13 protein-coding genes are annotated in these 18,258 nt (G+C 73.9%); 5 read left to right on the forward strand and 8 right to left on the reverse strand.

Going from position 1 to position 18,258, the window contains the following annotated elements; genetic code table 11:
- Window positions 1-50 precede the first annotated feature (50 nt).
- A complete protein-coding gene (locus ACIBH3_RS05595; protein WP_396310584.1) occupies window positions 51-818 on the reverse strand; it encodes an SDR family NAD(P)-dependent oxidoreductase in 768 nt (255 codons plus the stop codon).
- Between the two features lie 154 nt (window positions 819-972).
- Window positions 973-1,926 carry an NADP-dependent oxidoreductase gene (locus tag ACIBH3_RS05600; protein ID WP_396310585.1) on the reverse strand — a complete coding sequence of 318 codons (954 nt, stop codon included), beginning with the start codon at window positions 1,924-1,926 and terminating at the stop codon, window positions 973-975.
- Between the two features lie 149 nt (window positions 1,927-2,075).
- Between ACIBH3_RS05600 and ACIBH3_RS05605 the strand changes: the two genes are divergently transcribed.
- Entirely contained in the window at window positions 2,076-3,467 is a 1,392-nt protein-coding gene (locus ACIBH3_RS05605) for a LuxR C-terminal-related transcriptional regulator (RefSeq protein ID WP_396310586.1), read from the forward strand.
- A gap of 52 nt (window positions 3,468-3,519) precedes the next feature.
- Here the strand turns inward: ACIBH3_RS05605 and ACIBH3_RS05610 are convergent, their stop codons facing one another.
- Entirely contained in the window at window positions 3,520-4,071 is a 552-nt protein-coding gene (locus ACIBH3_RS05610) for a DUF5994 family protein (RefSeq protein ID WP_396310587.1), read from the reverse strand.
- A 294-nt stretch (window positions 4,072-4,365) separates the two neighbouring features.
- Between ACIBH3_RS05610 and ACIBH3_RS05615 the strand changes: the two genes are divergently transcribed.
- From ACIBH3_RS05615 to ACIBH3_RS05625, 3 genes are all read left to right on the forward strand, one after another.
- Window positions 4,366-4,863, forward strand: coding sequence for a DUF5994 family protein (locus ACIBH3_RS05615; protein WP_396310588.1), 498 nt, complete (start codon window positions 4,366-4,368; stop codon window positions 4,861-4,863).
- Complete coding sequence (locus tag ACIBH3_RS05620; protein ID WP_396310589.1) at window positions 4,860-5,264, forward strand: CBS domain-containing protein; 405 nt, start codon at window positions 4,860-4,862, stop codon at window positions 5,262-5,264. Before ACIBH3_RS05615 ends, ACIBH3_RS05620 begins: the two co-directional genes overlap by 4 nt.
- 408 nt (window positions 5,265-5,672) lie before the next feature.
- Window positions 5,673-6,728, forward strand: a complete 1,056-nt coding sequence (locus tag ACIBH3_RS05625) for an NAD(P)-dependent alcohol dehydrogenase (RefSeq protein ID WP_396310590.1) — start codon at window positions 5,673-5,675, stop codon at window positions 6,726-6,728.
- On the opposite strand, the gene ACIBH3_RS05630 is transcribed toward ACIBH3_RS05625, so the two are convergent.
- Both ACIBH3_RS05630 and ACIBH3_RS05635 read right to left on the reverse strand, forming a co-directional pair.
- Window positions 6,725-7,570, reverse strand: coding sequence for a leucyl/phenylalanyl-tRNA--protein transferase (locus tag ACIBH3_RS05630; protein WP_396310591.1), 846 nt, complete (start codon window positions 7,568-7,570; stop codon window positions 6,725-6,727). The genes ACIBH3_RS05625 and ACIBH3_RS05630 overlap by 4 nt on opposite strands.
- Window positions 7,571-7,678: 108 nt before the next feature.
- Window positions 7,679-11,056, reverse strand: a complete 3,378-nt coding sequence (locus ACIBH3_RS05635) for an amino acid adenylation domain-containing protein (protein ID WP_396310592.1) — start codon at window positions 11,054-11,056, stop codon at window positions 7,679-7,681.
- Between the two features lie 271 nt (window positions 11,057-11,327).
- On the opposite strand from ACIBH3_RS05635, the gene ACIBH3_RS05640 reads away from it, so the two are divergent.
- Window positions 11,328-14,435: a putative bifunctional diguanylate cyclase/phosphodiesterase gene (locus ACIBH3_RS05640; RefSeq protein WP_396310593.1), complete on the forward strand. Its 3,108-nt coding sequence runs from the start codon at window positions 11,328-11,330 to the stop codon at window positions 14,433-14,435.
- A 207-nt stretch (window positions 14,436-14,642) separates the two neighbouring features.
- On the opposite strand, the gene ACIBH3_RS05645 is transcribed toward ACIBH3_RS05640, so the two are convergent.
- The 3 genes from ACIBH3_RS05645 to ACIBH3_RS05655 all read right to left on the reverse strand — a co-directional run bounded on the left by ACIBH3_RS05645 (window position 14,643) and on the right by ACIBH3_RS05655 (window position 18,182).
- Window positions 14,643-15,230, reverse strand: a complete 588-nt coding sequence (locus ACIBH3_RS05645; RefSeq protein ID WP_396310594.1) for a GNAT family N-acetyltransferase — start codon at window positions 15,228-15,230, stop codon at window positions 14,643-14,645.
- Window positions 15,220-17,298: a penicillin acylase family protein gene (locus tag ACIBH3_RS05650; protein ID WP_396310595.1), complete on the reverse strand. Its 2,079-nt coding sequence runs from the start codon at window positions 17,296-17,298 to the stop codon at window positions 15,220-15,222. Before ACIBH3_RS05650 ends, ACIBH3_RS05645 begins: the two co-directional genes overlap by 11 nt.
- Window positions 17,299-17,363: 65 nt before the next feature.
- A complete protein-coding gene (locus tag ACIBH3_RS05655) occupies window positions 17,364-18,182 on the reverse strand; it encodes an ABC transporter ATP-binding protein (RefSeq protein WP_396310596.1) in 819 nt (272 codons plus the stop codon).
- Between the last annotated feature and the right edge of the window lie 76 nt (window positions 18,183-18,258).

Here is an 18,258-nt window from a genome sequence, read left to right on the forward strand (position 1 = left end):
GGCGGCCGGGGCGCCGCATCCCCGGTGCCCGGCACCCGGCCCGGCGGTGCCTACTGCGCGAGGTAGCCGCCGTCCACCGGCAGGACGGCGCCGGTGATGAACGAGGCCTCGTCCGAGGCCAGGAACAGCACCGCCGCCGCCACCTCCGCCGGATCGCCCAGCCGCTTCATCGGGTGCTGCTGCTCGATCGCCGCCAGGTACTCCGGGCCGCCCGGCTCCTGCGGCAGCCTGCGCACCCGCTCGGTGGTGATCGTGCCGGGCGCCACCGCGTTGACCCTGATCCCCCGGTCCGCCCACTCGACGGCGAGGTGCTTGGTCAGCCCCGAGGCCACGAACTTCGCCGGGCCGTAGACCGACTGGCCGCGCTGGCCCGCCTCCCCGGAGATCGACGAGACGCAGACGATCGCCCCGCCGCCGGCCGGCAGCATCGCCTCGATCGCGTACTTGCAGGTCAGGAACATGCCGCGGCCGTCGACCGCCATCACCTGGTCCCAGTCGTGTGCCTCGGCCTCCGTCACCTCCATCAGCGGGATGACCCCCGCATTGGCCACCAGGACGTCCAGGCGGCCGTGCCGCTCGACCGCGGCCAGGATCATCCGGCGGGCGTCGGGCACCTTCGACACGTCACCGACCACGCCGGAGACCGCGCCCGGGAACTCCGCCGCCAGGCGCTCCAGCCCCTGCCCGTCGATGTCGGTGGCCACCACCGACGCGCCCTCCCGGGCGAAGCGGGCCGCGACCGCCCGCCCGATCCCGCTGGCCGCACCCGTCACCACACAGGACTTGCCCGCCAACCGTCCGGTACCGGTATCCGTCACGCCCGATCCTCCGCCCATGACCCGCCATGCCTCGGGGGTCACCGTACACAGCCGTTGACGTTCCGTCAGCGCCGCGCGCCGGACGGCGGCGGGGTCGGGTGTCGGGGGCGGACGGCCGGCGCGACCAGCCGGCGCCCGCCCGGCGCCCGCACGCTCAGCCGACGGTCAGCACGATCTTGCCCGCCAGGTGCCCGTGCTCACTGAGGCGCTGCGCCTCGGATGCCCGGGCGAGCGGCAGTGCCCGGTGGATCGGCACCAGCAGCCCGTCGCCCGCGTGCAGCTCGAACGCCGCGAGCAGCGCCGTCCGGCTGCGGGCGGCACCGCCCGGGTCGCCGGCGCTGAAGCGGACGCCGTACCTCTCGGCGACCTCCATCTCCGCGATGCAGAGCACCCGCTCGGTGCCGCCGGTGAGCTCGATCGAGGCGGTGACCGCCTCGTCCCGGCCGGCCGCGTCGAGGGCGGCGTCGATCCCCTCCGGCGCCACCGCGCGCACCCGGTCCGCGAGCCCCTCGCCGTACGCCACCGGGACGGCGCCGAGCCTGCGCAGGTGGGCGTGGTTGCCCTCGCCGGCGGTACCGATCACCCGGATACCACGGGCGCGGGCGAGCTGGAGCAGTACCGTCCCGACCCCACCGGCCGCGCCGTGCACCAGCAGCGTCCCGCCTGCCGGCACCGCGAGCGCCTCCAGCGCCCGCCAGGAGGTCTCCAGCGCGACGGGCAGCGCCGCGGCCTGCTCCCAGCTCAGCGAGGCGGGCTTGACCGCCAGCCGCTGCGCGTCGAGCAGGGCGTGCTCGGCGTACGCGCCGCCGATGGTGGGGCCGACCACGTCGTCACCGGCCCGGACGTCGGTGACGCCGGCACCGACCGCCTCCACCACGCCGGCCGCCTCGTATCCCGGCACATGCGGGAAGGTGACGGGGAACATCTCCTTCATCGCGCCCCTGCGGACCTTGGAGTCCAGCGGGTTGACACCGATGGCGCGGACGGCGATCCGCACCTGCCCCGGCCCGGGCGAGGGAAGGCCGATCTCGATGGCGTGCAGCACATCGGCACTGCCGAACTCACTGAAGGCAACGGCCTTGGTCGTGGTGGTGGTGCTCGTGGTCATGGTGAACGATCCCTACTGGAAGACGATCGGCTGGTCCGACGTCTCCCAGCCTGTCCGCCCGAGCACCCCGGCCCGGCCCGCCGTTCGGTCAGTTCCCCCTGGCCGAAAGGCCAGTCCGCCGCCCGCACCGCGCGGCTATCGTGAACGGCATGGACGCGAACAGCACGGCCGGGACCGGCCTCGACGGGAACGGCGTCGGCGCGGACGCCATCAGCGCCGACGGCCTCGACGCCGACGGCCTCGACGCGGACGGCTGGACCAACCCCGAGGACGTCCTGGCCAAGGCGATCGCCGTCCTCCAGGCGCCCCGCCCGCAGCTCCTCCCGCGGCTCTCGCAGGTCCTGGCCGACCTGGTACCGCACCGCGTGATCGCCCAACTCAGCGGCGTCTGCAGCCATTCGCCCACCAAGGCCGACGGCGACCGCGAGCTCGCCGCGCGGGTCAGCAGCAGTGAGCTGGGCCGGCTCGCCGACCGGGCGTCAGCGGGCCGTCCGTGGCAGGGCGAAGCCGTCCTCGCCGGCGCCGCACGGCCGACCCTGGCGGTCGCCTCCGCGCCCGCGGGCACCAACGGCGCCCTGCTCGTGCTGGTACGCACCCGGTCCGAGCGGTTGCCCGAGCGGACGCTCGCGATCGTCCAGCGGATCTGGGACCTCTTCACCGTGCACGCCAACCACCGCGCCGCCGACGCCGCCCCCGTCCAGGCCGCCACCTCGCGCGCGGCGGCGGGCGCACGGGCCCGGGCGATCGCCGAACTCACCGACGCACACGCCTCCGCACTGTCCGCGATCCTCGGCACCCTGCGAGCCACCGGACTCGACGACGGCACCGCCCGGCGCGCGGCCGTCGACCTCACGGTCGCCTCGATGATCGAGCTGCGCGCCAGCGCGGACCTCGACCGCTCGCTCAGCGAGGAACCGGCCACGGAGGCCTTCGGCCGGCTCACCGACGAGCTCAGGCCGCTGCTGCGGCACAGCCCCGTCCGCCTCGACCTGCGCCCGCCCGCCACCGGCCGCACCCTGCCGGCCGACATCGCGCACAGCGCCCGCGCCGCCGTGCGCAGCACCGTGCTCGCCATGCTCGAACAGGACGGGCTCCAACGCCTGCACGTGGCCTGGCAGGTGGAGGAGGACACCCTGCGCGTCACCGTCCGGGACGACGGCCCCGGCCTGCCCGCCGAGGACGCCCCGGCCCTGCGCCGGACCACCGACCGCCTCACCGCCCTCGGCGGCCGGCTCACCGTGGACGCCGTCCCCGGCTGGGGCAGCACCGTCACCGCCACCCTGCCGCTCGGCCCGCCGGCCACCCCGATCGCCGACCCGCTGGACGGGCTGCACCCGCGCGAGCTGGAGGTGCTCGACCAGCTCGCCCTGGGGCGCCGCAACCGCGACATCGCGCAGGCGCTGCACATCAGCGAGTCGACCGTGAAGTTCCACGTCGCCAACATCCTCGGCAAGCTGGGCGTCAGCTCGCGCGGCGAGGCCGCCGCCCTGGCCCACCGGACGGGGCTGACCATGGGCGGCGGTATGTACGCGGTCTCCTGACGCCGGGTCCGCCGGCGTGCCGGCCGACGCCGGGCCACCGCCCGCACCCGCTCTAGTGCGGCAGCGGTGGCAACGGCGGGAGAGGCTGCGGAGCCGGCGGCAACGGAGGCGGCCAGGGCGGGGGCCAGGTGCCCGGGGGCAGCGCGGCGCGGACGGTGAGGATGCGCAGGGCCGGGGTGCTGTTGCCCGGCCGGGCGGCGCAGGCCATCGCGGCCCTGGCGACCGTGGCGTCGGTGTGCGGGGGTACGACCAGGAGCAGGAAGTGGTCCTGGTGGCCGCCGCCGACCCCCATGGTGTGGAGGCTGGACGAGAAGCAGTTGACGCGGACGACCCGGCCGTCGACGGTCACCCGCCCCGGGGCGGCGTCCCAGGCCGATCGCTCGACGCTGACGTGCAGGACCGGTCCGACCCGCCGCCGGAGTGCGATGATGAGAGCGGGCAGTTCGCGTTCCAGATCGCGGGTCCGGGGCCACCAGGCACCGTCGAACATCCCGCTGTGCGCCAGCGACGGATCCAGGCTCAGCCGTGACGGCCGGCGGTCGATCTGACCGAGGAGGCCGGGGGCCTCGAAGAGGGAGTAAGGGAACGTACGGTCGAGCGACATGGTGGGCCCGTCTCCGGCTCTCGACGAGCCGGGTGGCTTCCAAGGGCGACGCCGGATCCGGATGCCGGCATGCGCTGCGTCCTCGGTATCTCAACTGTACGCTCGGGACAGTGCCACCGGCCGGAATTCGGCCTGCGCAAACGTGCCCTGCGCAAACATGCGAGGTGCGGCCCTGCGCCGGAGTAGGGTTGGCACCACCGAAGGCACCTCGCATGCTGGTCCCGACACCGGCTTCGTCTCCGGAGATCGACGACGCCGGTTCCGTGTGAACGGGCCCGGGGACTGGTCCACGAAATGACCGTGACCACCGTGACCTTCGACGGCGACCGTGCGGCTCCCCCGCTACCGGCCTCGACGCCACAGCTGCGACTCTCTCTCACCCCCCACGGATCCGCCCCCGGCCGGCTGGACGGCGCGTGGTGGCCCCACTCGCGCAACCTCCTGCTCGAACTCCCCGCACTGGTCGCCGAGTTGGACAGCACGTGGGGCCGGGTCACCCGGATCACCGTGAACCCCCACCGGTGGCCGGTCGTGCCCCGCAGGATCCCGGTCGGTGGCCACGTGATCCACGTGGGCTGGTTCCTCGAGGAGCAGGACCAGCACGAGATGATGATCCGCTCCTTCTCCCCCGGCCGCCTCGACCTGCTGGTGATCCCGCCGGAGACCGACGACGGCGAAGCCGCCCGGCTGATGGACGCCGCGGCCGACCCGGCCAACACCCGCACCGCGAGCGAGCTGATCTCGGACGGGCCTCGCGCGACGGCCGTCATGGTGAACGGAGGCGGGTCATGACCACTTGCCTGCCCGAACCCGCACTCCACGCGGCCACCGTCTCCGTCATGGTCTCCGACCGCATGCGCCCGACGGACCTGCAGATCAGCGACGACGTCCTGGTCGACACGGCCATCGCCGTGATGCAGGGTGCCCACGTCGACCACATTCTGGTACGCGGCCACGACGGACGCTGCACCGGCATGCTGACCTGGGCTCAGCTCGCCCCGTTCCGCGTGACCTCCTGGTACACCGAGCGCCTGGCGGTACGCGACATCGTCCAGGACGGTCGCCCGTTCGCGACGGCGGGCATGCTCGCCGGCGCAGCCGCCGCCACGATGCGTGAGCGCCGGCTGGCCGCCTGGCCGGTGGTGGACGAGGACGGCTACAGCGTGGGGCTGCTCACCGCGCAGGCCACGTAGCCGGCCCACCCACGGCCGGCCCCGTACCTCGGCGCCGGGCCGACCTCGGCGCCGATCGGGCCGTCGCACCGGCCCTCCCTGTCCGCTCGGGAGAGCCGCCCGATCGGCGCCCCCGCCGACCCCTCGGCGGACGGTTCCACGCCCGGCGCAGGCGGACGCCGCGCCGACGGTGCAGAGCGCCACCAGCCGGGCGCCGGCCCTCCGGACGAGCGGAGAGCCGGCGCTCCGGCCGGTCGACTCCGCAGGCGGGCAGCGAGCAAGGCATGAACATGCCTGCCGACAGGCGATTCTGAACACACGTCAGACGACGGGCGATACCTATCCACGACTGATTCACTGCCAGCCGGACGTCCGTACCGTTCTCGCCAGCGGGAGAACGGCTCCTGCGAGGAGACAGGACGGACCACCATGGCGCACTCCCGGACCTCCACCGGCTACCACCTCGACAAGCCGCAGGACGGCGTCGACGGCCTCGACGGCGTCGATCGCCTCGTCATGCGCGCGGAGGAGTTGCCGCCGCCGGGCCCGCGGCAGGTGTTGATCAGAGTGCGGGCGGCCTCGCTGAACCGGCGGGACCTGATGATCCTCGACGGAACGTACCCGCTGCGCGCCGCGGCCGGGGTGGTACCGCTCAGCGACGGGGCCGGCGAGGTGGTGGCCGTCGGCGAGGGCGTCCGGCGGGCGGAGGCCGGGGACCGGGTCGCGGTCACGTACTTCCGCCGCTGGATCGACGGGCCGATGACGCTGCCGCTGATCAGCGAGCAGTACGGGGCGAGCCTGGGCGGCATGCTGGCCGAGTATCAGGTGGTCGACGAGGAGTCGGTGGTGCGGATACCGGCCCACCTGTCCTACGAGGAGGCCGCGACGCTACCCTGCGCCGGCGTGCTCGCCTGGGCCGCGCTGACCACGGGGGCGCGCCCACTGGCCGCCGGGGACACCGTGCTGGTGGTGGGCTCCGGCGCGGTGGCACTGTTCGGGGTCCAGCTGGCGGCGGCGCTGGGCGGGCGGGTGATCGCGGTGACCTCGGGTGAGGAGAAGGCCCGACGGCTGAGGGAGCTCGGCGCCGCCGAGGTGGTGGACCGGCGGGCCACGCCCGAGTGGGAGCAGGCCGTCGCCGCGCTCACCGGCGGGCGCGGCGCCGACCTGGTGGTGGAGGCGGTCGGCGCGCCGACCATCGCCAGATCGGTCGCCTCGATCGGCTTCAACGGGCAGATCTCGCTGGTCGGGGCCTTCCCGGCGGGCGGGGCGGCGTTCGATCCGAATCTGTTCAACGGGCGGTTCTTCCACCTCCAGCGCCTGGCGGTGGGCAGCCGGACGAGCTTCGAGCAGCTGAACGCGGCGCTGTCACGGCATGGGCTGCGGCCGGTGATCGACCGGGTCTTCGGGTTCGACGAGGCGATCGCCGCATACCGGCACCTTCGGGACGGCAGCCCGTTCGGCAAGGTCGTGATCACGCTCCCCTAGCCGATCACCCGAGCACGCCTCGGTGGCCGCGAGCGCGGCTCACGCTGCCGGCCGGCCAGCCGGCCGGCCGGCAGCAGGGCCCGCGGCAGCGGTGACGGTGCCGACGGCGGCGCGGCGGGCTGTCCCAGTACCGCCAGGTAGCGCGCACGCGGGATCGGCTCGGCGCCGAGGCTGCGGATGTGCGGGCTGTCCCACTGCGCGTCCAGCAGTTCGCCGCCCGCCTCGGCGAAGCGGGCGGCGAGGTCCGCGACGGCGACGCGGGCGGCGTCGGTGCGGTGGTTGAACATCGAGTCCAGGCTGAGCACCGGCCCGATCCGGATGCCGAACACGCCGCCGATCAGCTCGCCGCCGTCGTCCCACACCTCGGCGCTGTGCGCCCAGCCGCCGCGGTGCAGACTCCGCAGGCTCGCCCGCAGTCCGGGGCCGAGCCACTGCTGGGGCCGGCCCTGCGCGCACTCCTCGACGACCCGGGCGAAGGCCCGGTCGGCGCTGGTCGACCAGCCGAGCCGGTTGCGCAGCCGCCGGGCCAGCCGGCTTCCGAGGCGGGCGCCTTCGACGGTGATGACCGGGCGCGGGTCGGGGGACCACCAGGCGACCTCGTACGGGGCCTCCGGCGGCTGCGCCGGGCCGAGGACGGCGATCTCCCCCGCCGCCACCCGGTCCTCGAACAGCGCCTCGTTGAGCGCCGCGGCGTACTCGTCCGGCGCGGGCATCGGGAACAGGCCGCGCCGATAGGCGGCGAGCAGGCCCTCGGGGCCGAGGTCCGCGCAGAAGGCCGCCGGGGCGTCGGCGGGGGCGCGGGCGAGGTCGACGGTGTGCCAGCCGCTGTACGTGGTCACCATGGCGCGGTCCTCCCGCCGTCAGAGCCGTCAGAACTGTCGGAGTTGTCGGAGCTGTCAGAGGTCTCGGATCCGGTGGAGCCGCTGGGGCTCACAGGGCTGTCGGTGCCGTCAGAGCCGCCGGTCCGGCACCTCGGCGGGTGCCAGGTAGCCGCTGCTCTGCAGCTGGTCGAGGTAGAGGTCGAGCAGGCCGTGGTCCACGGCGGGCAGTTCGATGCCGCTGCCCTCCAGGGCCCGGACGGTGTTGGAACGGTCGAAGAGCGGGAAGGTCGGCCGGAAGTACATCTCGCTGATGGAGAGCTCGGTGCCGGGGCAGCGGTCCACGAACAGCGGGACGAAGGGCGTGATCGGGTGCGTGGGGTGCCCGGCGGCGAACCGGACCAGGCCCTGCACCCACTGCTGGTAGGGGAGTTCCTCGACCGGGTAGTCCCTGGCCCGCAGGCGTTCGGCGAGCACGGCGAGCACGGCGGGGCGAGGGCTGGTGAGGTGGTAGGCCTCGCCGCCGGCCGGTGCGTGGGCCGCGATGTGCACGACGGCGCGGGTGAAGCGGTCCGCGGGCACGAAGTCCAGCAGCAGCCGCACGTCGGGGCAGGTGCCGCTGTCCGCGAGGTATTTGATCAGCGCGCACACCTCGGTGCTGGTGTTCAGCACGCCGGTGGCGAGGTCCCCGGTGACGTCGTTGGTGCGCAGAATGGTGACGGGCAGCCCGGCCCGGGCGGCGTTGTGCAGCAGCGCCTCGGCGACCCACTTGCTCTCCACGTAGCCGACCGAGAGCCGGTCGGCGTGGTCCAGCGGCGTGCTCTCGGTGACGGACCCGACGCCGGCCGGGCCGAAGCCGGCCAGGACGGCGAGGCTGGAGAGGTAGTGCACCGGGATGCCCCGGGAGCGGCCGGCCAGGCGCAGCACCTCGCGGGTGCCGCCGACGTTGGCCTGGCGCAGCTGGTGGTACGGGTAGATGAAGTTGACCTGGCCGCCCAGGTGGTGGATCGCGTCCAGGGAGTCTGCCAGCGTGTCGAACTGGGACTCCGTCAGTCCGAGCAGCGGCTCGGTGAGGTCGCCGACCAGCGGGACGACCCGCTCGTCCTTCAGATCGTGGCGCAGGAAGCGCTGCTGCGCCGCCCGGATCCGCTCCCACGCGTGCTCCTCGTCCGGGGCGCGGACCAGGCAGTGGATCCGGGCCTCGGTGTCGGTCAGCAGCGTCTTGAGCAGGTGGGCGCCGCAGAAGCCGGTCGCTCCGGTGAGCAGGATCTGCGCGGGCCGCTTCCGGTCGGGCGACGGCAGGGCGGATCGCCGTACCGGCACGCCGAGTTCGGCCTCGGCCGCGAAGTCGACGGCCCGGCCGTCGGTGCTGTGGGTGCCGACCCGGGCCGAGCGGGTGGCCTCGGCGAAGGAGCGCAGGCTGGAGTCGCGCAGCAGCGAGCGGGTCAGGAAGCGGATCTCGGTGACGTCGATACCGAACATGATGCGGGCCCGGGCCAGCATCTCCATCGCGAGCAGGGAGTTGCCGCCCAGCTCGAAGAAGTCGTCCTCGGTGCCGACGTCCGGGACGTCCAGCAGTTCGGACCAGAGCTCGGCGACGCCGGACTCCACCGCGCTGCCGTTGCCGGCGGCGGCTCCGGCGCCGCGCCGGTGCACCAGGGGTTCGGTGTGCGGCAGCCGGCGGCGGTCGATCTTGCCGGCGGGGGTGAGCGGCATCTGGTCGACCAGGACTAACTCGGCCGGGACCATGAAGTCCGGGAGCCGCTCGGCCAGGTACTCCCGGATGGCGTCCCGGCGGGCCCTGGCGTCCGTGCCGCCGCGGTCGGCCAGGGTGTAGTACGCCGTCAGGGCCACGCCGTTGCCGCGCTGTTCGACCGGGGTGACCCGGGCCAGGCGGACCGCCGGGTGGGCGGCGAGGACGGCCTCGATCTCGGCCGGGTCCACCCGGTAGCCGCGGACCTTCACCTGGTCGTCGACCCGGCCGAGGATCTCCAGGTTGCCGTCCGGGCGCCAGCGGCCGGCGTCCCCGGTGCGGTACATCCGCTCGCCGGCGCCGACCGCGTACGGGTCGGGCAGGAAGAGTTCGGCGGTCAGGCCCGGGCGGTGCCAGTAGCCGCGGGCGACGCCGGGGCCGCCGAGGTAGATCTCGCCCTTCTCCCCGGGCCGGACCGGGCAGAGCTTGGTGTCCAGGACGTGCACCCGGGCGTCGGGCAGCGGCTTGCCGATCGGCACCGGGGCCGTGGAGGCGGTGTGCAGCAGGGCCGGGGTGACTTCGCAGAGCGTGGAGGTGATGGCGGCCTCGGTCAGCCCGTACGCGTTGACCAGGCGGGTGCCGGGCAGTCGGCGCAGCGAGCTGCGGCAGTCGTCGGCGTGCACGGTGTCGCCGCCGACGATGACCAGCCGAAGGCCGGCGGGCGGGGGCCCGTCGTCGGGCAGCAGGCCGAGGAAGTGGTGCCAGTAGGCGGGCGTCATGTCGGCCACGGTCAGCCCGAGGGTGGGCAGCCGGTGCAGCAGTTCCGTGGGCGCCCAGGTGTGGCTGCCGGCGAGGACGAGGGTGGCGCCGCTGGTGAGCGTCGCCAGGATCTGTTCGAGCGAGGTGTCGAAGCCGAGCGCGGCGAGTTGCAGGACCCGGTCCGCCGGGGTGAGCTCGTACGCCGCGGCGACCCGGGCGAGGGTGAAGGCCAGGGAGCGGTGGCTCACCAGGACGCCCTTGGGGGTGCCGGTGGTCCCGGAGGTGTAGATCAGGTAGGCCGCGTCCTCGGGCGCCGAGTCGTCGGGCAGCTGCGCCGGGTGTCCGGACGGCTGCGCCGGGTGTCCGGACGGCTGCGCGGCGTGCCCGGCCGCCTGCGGCGGTCCGGGTGGTTCCCGGTACTCCTCCACCGCGACCGCGCGGGCCCGCAGGCCCTCGAACCGGCCCTGGTGGGCGCGGGTGGTGAGCAGCAGCTCGCACCGGCAGTCCGCGACCAGCTGGGCGAGCCGCAGGTCGGGGTGGGCCGGGTCCAGTGGCAGGAAGGCGCCGCCCGCCTTGAGGACGGCGAGCAGCGCCGTGACCATGTCGGGGCTCCGGTCGATGCAGACGGGCACCACGCTCTCCGCGCGCACGCCCAGGCCACGCAGCGCCAGGGCTAACCGGTCGCTGAGCCGGTCGAGCTCGCGGTAGGTCAGGCGGCTGTCGTCGGCGAGCACCGCCACGGCGTCGGGTGCCAGCGCGGCCCGGGCCCGGAACAGCCGGTAGACGGACTGGTGGGCGGACCGGTGCGGGGGCTGCTGCCCGGTGGGCTGCGCGGTCCCGGGGCCACCCTGTGGCGGGCCCCGGCGGACCGGCCGGAGGTCGGTCCAGAGTTCCTCGACCTGGGCCACGCACGCGTCACGCCCGGCGGGCCCGTACACCTGCCGCCACCCCGTGGGCACCGGGTATTCGGCGGGCCAGATCGCATACTGTTCATCACTGTTACACAGAACGACACCCCGCCCGGAATTGTCGCGTACAGGGCTTGTCAGAGCGTCCACCGGCTTGACCTCGGGATGTGTCGGCAGAATGCTAGAGGTGCAGATCTTCGAAGCCGGCCCTCGGGCGACTCGAATCAAGCACTGCGCTTTCCCTCCCGACTATACTCGGGAGACCCGAGAACGGAGGCCCGGGGAAGGGATTCCTGGGGCGCCGTCAGTCCTTTCCGAATCCCGCCTCCGAATCCCACCGTTCCCGTCGGTGATGTCGCGAAGGGGGTAGCTTTCTTTGACACGTCGACGACAGCGGTTGATGGCCTGTTATATCGCGTGGATGGTGCTGTTCACCTGCGTCTACTACATCAATCCGAGTCAGCGGATCATCTGGTGGACGGTCATCGGCCTCGGCAGCGGGGTCGCCATCATCGTCGGGGTCCATATCAACCGCCCTGCGCACGCCCTGCCGTGGTACCTCCTGGCCGTGGCGAACCTGACCTTCACCGCCGGCGAGGTGGTGCAGGTCATCCAGAACGAGTTCCTGCACCTGAACAATCCGTTCCCCTCGGTCGCCGATGCCTTCTACCTGGCCGAGTTCCTGCTGTACGCGGCGGGTGTGCTGGGATTCATCCGCTGGCGGACGGCCCATCAGGACCGGGGCAGCCTGATCGACGCACTGACCCTCACCGTGGGCCTGGCGTTGCTGTCCTGGATCTACCTGATCCTGCCCTACGCCCGGAACCCTGAACTGACCTGGATGCAGAAGGCGATCTCGATCGCCTATCCGCTCGGGGACGTCCTGGTGCTGGCGATGCTGATGCGGCTGCTGGTGCCGCGCGGCGGCAAGAGCCGCTCGCTCCAACTGCTCGCCATCGGCACGGTCGGCATCCTGATCTCCGACGTGCTGTACGGGCTGATCCTGCTGCACGGCACCTGGCGGATCGGCACACCGGTCGACCTCGGCTGGGCCGCCTTCTACTGCGCGTGGGGCGCCGCGGCCCTGCATCCGTCGATGGTCGAGCTGACCCGGCCGATCCCGACCCAGCAGACCGACATCAGCGCCGGGCGGCTGACCCTGCTCACCCTCGCCTCGCTGATCGCTCCCGGCATCCTGATCCTGGAGGCCGTCCAGGGCAACACCACCAACGTCGGGGTGATCGGCGCGTTCTCCGCCGTGCTGTTCCTGCTGGTGCTCGCCCGGCTGGCCGGCGTGGTGCTCGCGCACCGGCAGGCCATCGCCCGCGAGCGGGCCCTGCGCGAGGCCGGTGCCTCGCTCACCTCGGCGGTGGCGGTGGAGGAGGTCGCGGACGCCGTCCAGACCGCCGCCTCGACCCTGATGCCGACCGAGCCCGGTCACGTGGCGCTCCTGGCCGTGACGGAGGGTGGCATGCTGCACGTACGGCACGCCGAACGCGGCGCGGACCAGCACCCCGTGGGCGACCCGTCCGACGAGGTGCTCGCCCTGGCCACCATCCGCGAGACCAGGCTGCTGCCCGTCGAGGAGCTCGGCAACGACCTGGCGGCCCGCCTCAACGGCATGCCCAGCGCCCTGCTCTGCCCGCTGACCCTCGAGGAGCGCCCCTCCGGCGACCCGCTGATCGGGGCGCTGATCGTCACCGGTACCGAGCAGGAACTCATCGCGTTATGGGGTTCCCTGGAGATCCTCGCCGCCCAGTCGGCCCTGGCCGTGGAACGGGTGACACTCAGCCAGGAGCTCACCCGCCGCAACAGTGAGGCCTACTTCCGCACGCTGGTGCAGAGCGCCTCGGACGTGATCCTGATCCTCAACACGGACGACGGCATCCGGTACGCCAGCTCCTCCGCCCAGCGGGTGCTGGGCTACCCCGACCTGGACGGCGTGCGGATGACCGACCTCGTCCCGCCCGAGGACACCCGTTCGGTCGGCAACGCCCTCGCCCTGATGCGCTCGCGCGACCACGCCGAGCAGCGGGAGCACTGGCGGCTGCTGCGCCACGACCGCACCCCCATCGAGGCCGAGGTGCGCTGCAACGACCTGCGCGACGACCCCACCGTCGGCGGCCTGGTGCTCACCCTGCGCGACGTCACCGAGCAGCGCCAGATGGAGCGAGAGCTCACCCACCAGGCCTTCCACGACTCGCTGACCGGGCTCGCCAACCGGGTGCTGTTCCAGGACCGGGTGGGCCACGCCCTCTCCCGCAGCGAGCGCAGCGGAGCCGTCACCGGGGTGCTGTTCCTGGACCTGGACGACTTCAAGGTGGTCAACGACACCCAGGGCCACGCCGTCGGTGACGAACTGCTGGTCGCCGTCTCACTGCGGCTCTCCACCGCGCTGCGCACCTCCGACACGGCGGCGCGCCTGGGCGGCGACGAGTTCGCGGTGCTGGTGGAGGACGCGCTGCGGCCGGCCGACGTCGGGGCGATCGCCGACGCGGTGCTGAGCGCGTTCGCCGAGCCGTTCCGGCTCAGTGCGGGCGCCGTGCGGGTCTCGGCCAGCGTCGGCGTCGCCACCACCGAGGACAGCGTGGACTCCGCCGAACTGCTCACCCACGCCGACCTCGCCCTCTACTCCGCCAAGGCGGCCGGCAAGCGCCAGTGGTGCCAGTACCAGCCGGCCCAGCAGGCGGGGCTGGTCGAGCGGCACGAGCTCAACGAACACCTGGACACCGCGATCGCGGAGTCGGCGTTCGCGATCTACTACCAGCCGATCGTCGACCTCTCCTCCGGCGACCTGGTGGCCTTCGAGGCGCTGGTGCGCTGGCCGCACGTCCAGCGCGGCATGGTGCTGCCCGACGAGTTCATCTCGCTGGCCGAGGAGAGCGGCCAGATCGTGCCGCTCGGCGCGTGGGTACTGGAGCGAGCCGCCCAGGAGGCGGCCGGCTGGCAGCGGCTGAGCACCCGGCGCCGGCTGGCCCAGGGCCGTACGCCGCTGCACGTGAGCGTCAACGTCTCGGCCCGGCAGTTCCGCGACGCCGGCTTCGTGGACGTGGTCCGCGAGACGGTCCGCAACTCCGGGATGAGTCCGGGATCGCTGGTGCTGGAGCTGACCGAGAGCGTCCTGATGCGGCGCGACGAGCGGGTGCGCACCGACATGCAGACGCTCGGCGATCTCGGGGTCGGGATCGCCATCGACGACTTCGGGACGGGGTACTCCTCGCTGAGCTACCTGCGCGAGTTCCCGATCTCCATCCTGAAGATCGACAAGTCCTTCATCGACGGCCTCGGGCTCTCCCAGCAGCAGTACGCCCTGGTCGAGGGCATCACCCGGATCGCCGACACCCTCGGCGTGCAGGTCATCGCCGAGGGCATCGAGAACACCGTGCAGCGCGACCTGCTCGCCGCCATGGGCTGCCCGCTCGGGCAGGGCTACCTGTTCGCCCGCCCGCTCACCGGCGAGCAGGCCGCCGCGCTCGTCCGTGGCGACGTCAGCCTGGCCGGGGCCCGCCCGGTCGGCCGGGTCGAGTAGCGCGCCGCCGCCGGGGCGGGCGCAGTCCGGGTGCCGCGGCGGGGAGTGCGCCGTACCCTCCGGTGCGTGGAGATCGCCAACACTGCTCCCCTCACCGCCGGGTGCCCGGCCACGGGCTCGCCGGGTGAACCGAGGGTAGCGGCGCCGCGAGGGCCGGGCGGGCCTGCCGGCGGGATCCGGCCGTGCCCCGCCGGCCGGCGGCCGGGCTCAGTCGTGCGCGACCCGGCTCTGCCCGTCGCGGCTCAGGAAGAGCAGCCGGGCCCGCTTCTCGGGCAGCTCGATCTCGGGGCCGAGCTCGAAGCCCGTCCGCAGCAGCAGGTTGATCGCCTTGTCGTTGCGGGCGTCGGGCTCGGCCACGATCCGCAGCCGGGCCGGGTCGCCGAGGACGTGGGCGAGGAAGACCGACACCAGGGTGGTGGTGAAGCCCTGCTCCGCCGCGCCGGCCGTGGGGCCGATCAGCAGGTGGACGCCGAAGTCGCCGGGCCGCACCCGGTAGCACTCGCCGACCGGGTCGTGCTCGGGTTCGTACGTCTGGAAGAGCGCGACGGGCTCGCCGTCGCGGTGCACCAGGTAGGCGTGGTGGGTGGTGAGCGAGTCCACGTACTCGTAGATCTCCTGGACGCGCTCGCGGTCGGCGTCGAGCATGCCCCAGAACCGGGCCCGCGGCTGGGTGACCCAGCCGTGGAGCAGCTCGGCGTCCAGGGCCGGCTCCAGCGGCAGGATCCGGACCGTCCCGAAGCCGGGCACGGCCTGCTCGTGCACGGCCTCGCGGCGGGTGGCGGACTCAGACGTCATGTCGCTCCTCGGTGAGCTGGTTCCAGTCGGTGATCACGGGTGCCAGGTCGCCGGCCAGCCACAGCGGCAGCTGGTCGCGGTGGTGGGCGCCGGGCGCGCCGTCGGCGCCGAGCGGCACGACCCAGCGGCTGTCCTGACGCCGGGCCAGGTCCCACACGTAGCGTGCGGCCGGGCCGCGCGCGAAGCGGTCGGTGAGGCCGGGGACGCTCGACGTGGACAGCACGCAGTCGTGGTCACCGGCCACGCCCGGCCACTCCTCGGGTGTGGCACCGGGCAGCGCCTGCCAGGGCGCCAGCCGGTGCAGCTCGCCCCAGGCGACATCCGGCTCGGCGGCCTCGGCCACCTCCCGCAGGGCCGCCGCCACCAGCGCGCTCCGGTCGATACCGGCCGGCCGCGCACCCGTCAGCAAGGTCCCCAGCGCGTACCCGACCCGGGACGTGAGGACCAGCCAGGGCTGGAAGACCGCCGGGTACGGCGCGGGTCCGGCCAGTGCGGACAGCGCGGGATCGGCGGCCAGCCGGCGCACCACGGCCGCGCGCAGCCGCGCGTACGCCGTGGCGTCGGTGCTGTCGGCCGCCATCCGGCGGTCCCAGCGGAGCAGCCGCTCCCGCAGCCTCCGCGCCGCCGGGTCGAGCCGCTCCGGCCCGGCCGGACCCTGCGGACCTTCCAGTCCCTCCAGCAGGGCCAGCAGCGGTGCGGCGGAGGCGAGGTGGGTGTCGGTGTGGATGAACGCCATGTCCTCGGCGGTCCACGCGGTGGAGGTGTCCAGCAGCTGGCGGATCCGCTCGGCCCGGTGCGGGGGTGCGAACTCGACGCCCAGCGGCGCGGCCAGGCCACGCTGGTTGGCCATCGCCGCGACGCCCTCGACGTCCTCCCGCGGCATCGGGTGGTGCCAGCCCTGCCAGTCGTGCCCGGGCTCCCAGGCCGGCACCACCCGCAGCCGGTTGTCGCGGTGGCGCAGCGGCACCCGCCCGGCCGTCCGGTGCAGCAGGCCGCCCCCGGTGTCCGCGGCCTGGACGACGTTGACGGGCTCCGCCCAGCCGTCGAAGGCGCGGTCGACGTCGGCGACGGTGCTCGCACGCAGCAGGGCGGGGAGCGCCGCGAAGCCCAACTCGCCGCTGACCCGCGGCGGGTAGCGCAGGCTGATCGCCTCGGCGTCCTCGGGGCCGCCGATGATCACCGGGCCGCGGTCGGTCTCGATCACCTCGACCTCGACCGGCTCGGCTCCGGCGACCTCGATGGTCTCGGTGTGCCGGGCGACGGGCCGCCAGCCGTCCGGGCCGAGCGCCTCCAGCTGCTCGCCGCGCCGGCGCAGCTGCTCGCGGTAGAGGTCCTGGTAGTCGGCCATCGCGTTGGTGATCGCCCAGGCCACCGTGCCGGTGTGCCCGAAGTGGCCGATGCCGGGGACGCCGGGGACGGCCAGCCCGACCACGTCGAACTCGGGGCAGGAGAGGTGGATCTGCTGGTAGACGCCCGGGTCCTCGATGAAGCGGTGCGGGTCCCCGCCGATGATCGCGGCGCCGGTGGCGGTGCGCCCGCCGCTCACCAGCCAGCCGTTGCTGCCCGAGGTGCCGGGCCCGTCGGTGGCGAACAGTTCGGCGAGGTCCTCGCCGAGCGCGCGGGCCACCTGCTCGCGCCAGAGCTTGGTGGGGAACCCGGCGAAGAGGATGTGGGTGGAGAGCCAGAGGCCCAGTGGCGTCCACGGCCGCCACCGGCCCGGGGCGAGCCCGGCGGCGGCGAACTGCGGCGCCCGGCGGGCGCCTTCGGCGAGGCCGTCGTTGACGCCGTCGACGTACGCCGACACCCAGGCCGCGGTGTCCTCGTCGAGCGCGTCGAAGCAGCGCCGGGCGGTGTCCGCCAGCCGGGCCTGCCGGGCGAAGCGGTCCCACTCGACGGCGTCGGCGCCCAGGAAGGCGGCCGTACTGCCCTGCGCGCGGTGCCGCTCGACCTCCAGCTGCCAGGCCCGGTCCACCGCGGCGTTGCGGCCCTGGGCGAAGGCGAGTTCGTTCGCGCTGCCCGCGCGCAGGTGGGGTATCCCCCATGCGTCCCGGAAGACCTCGATGCTCACGCCACTCCTCGTCTCAATTCGGTAAGGCCTGCCTGAGTTGTGGCACGGCCCTCCGGGTGGGCAATTCAGGCCGGGACGGACGTGCCAGACCGCCGGCGCGCGGCAGGCACCACCAGCGGCGTGCCGGTCTCCGGATCGTCGATCACCCGGCAGGGCAGCCGGAAGACCTCCTCCACCAGCTCGGCCGTGACGATCTCCCCCGGCGGGCCCGACGCCACCACCCGGCCGGCGCGCATCGCGATCAGATGGGTGGCGTAGCGGGCGGCGTGGTTGAGGTCGTGCAGCACGGCCACCAGGGTGCGGCCCTGCTCCTCGTGCAGGCGGGCGCAGAGATCCAGGATCTCGATCTGGTGGGCGATGTCCAGGTACGTGGTCGGCTCGTCCAGCAGCAGCAGCGGCGTCTGCTGGGCCAGCGCCATCGCGATCCAGACCCGCTGGCGCTGACCGCCCGACAGCTCGTCCACCTGACGCTCGGCCAGGTCGGCGACGCCCGTCGCGGCCATCGACTCATCGACGACCCGCTCGTCCTCGCGCGACCACTGCCGCAGCAGCCCCTGGTGGGGGTAGCGCCCGCGCGAGACGAGCTCGGCGACGGTGATGCCGTCCGGCGCAATCGAGGACTGCGGGAGCAGGCCCAGCGTCCGGGCCACCCGCTTGGCGGGCCGCCCCGCGATGTCCTGCCCGTCCAGCAGCACCGTCCCGGCGGCCGGCTTCAGCATCCGCGACAGCGCCCGCAGCAGGGTGGACTTGCCGCAGGCGTTCGGGCCCACGATGACGGTGAACGACCGGTCGGGGATCGCCACCGTGAGGTCCTCGGCGATGGTCCGCTGCTCGTACGCGAGGGTCAGCCCGCTGCCGCTCAGCCGCGCCTGGCCGTGCTCCATGGTCGGCTCTCCGTCTTCCTCGTTGTGCGCAGGTCCTCCCGCGGGTGGGTCTGCGGGCTTGCCCGCAGGTACTCCT

Source organism: Kitasatospora sp. NPDC050543, from assembly GCF_044457565.1.
Classification (GTDB): Bacteria; Actinomycetota; Actinomycetes; order Streptomycetales; family Streptomycetaceae; genus Kitasatospora.

Excerpts from the sequence above, each read along its gene's own strand:
- ACIBH3_RS05600 (WP_396310585.1), bottom strand. The coding sequence starts at position 1,926 with ATGACCACGAGCACCACCACCACGACCAAGGCCGTTGCCTTCAGTGAG.
- ACIBH3_RS05605 (WP_396310586.1), top strand. The coding sequence starts at position 2,076 with ATGGACGCGAACAGCACGGCCGGGACCGGCCTCGACGGGAACGGCGTC.
- ACIBH3_RS05610 (WP_396310587.1), bottom strand. The coding sequence starts at position 4,071 with ATGTCGCTCGACCGTACGTTCCCTTACTCCCTCTTCGAGGCCCCCGGC.
- ACIBH3_RS05615 (WP_396310588.1), top strand. The coding sequence starts at position 4,366 with ATGACCGTGACCACCGTGACCTTCGACGGCGACCGTGCGGCTCCCCCG.
- ACIBH3_RS05620 (WP_396310589.1), top strand. The coding sequence starts at position 4,860 with ATGACCACTTGCCTGCCCGAACCCGCACTCCACGCGGCCACCGTCTCC.
- ACIBH3_RS05625 (WP_396310590.1), top strand. The coding sequence starts at position 5,673 with ATGGCGCACTCCCGGACCTCCACCGGCTACCACCTCGACAAGCCGCAG.
- ACIBH3_RS05630 (WP_396310591.1), bottom strand. The coding sequence starts at position 7,570 with ATGGTGACCACGTACAGCGGCTGGCACACCGTCGACCTCGCCCGCGCC.
- ACIBH3_RS05640 (WP_396310593.1), top strand. The coding sequence starts at position 11,328 with ATGGTGCTGTTCACCTGCGTCTACTACATCAATCCGAGTCAGCGGATC.
- ACIBH3_RS05645 (WP_396310594.1), bottom strand. The coding sequence starts at position 15,230 with ATGACGTCTGAGTCCGCCACCCGCCGCGAGGCCGTGCACGAGCAGGCC.
- ACIBH3_RS05655 (WP_396310596.1), bottom strand. The coding sequence starts at position 18,182 with ATGGAGCACGGCCAGGCGCGGCTGAGCGGCAGCGGGCTGACCCTCGCG.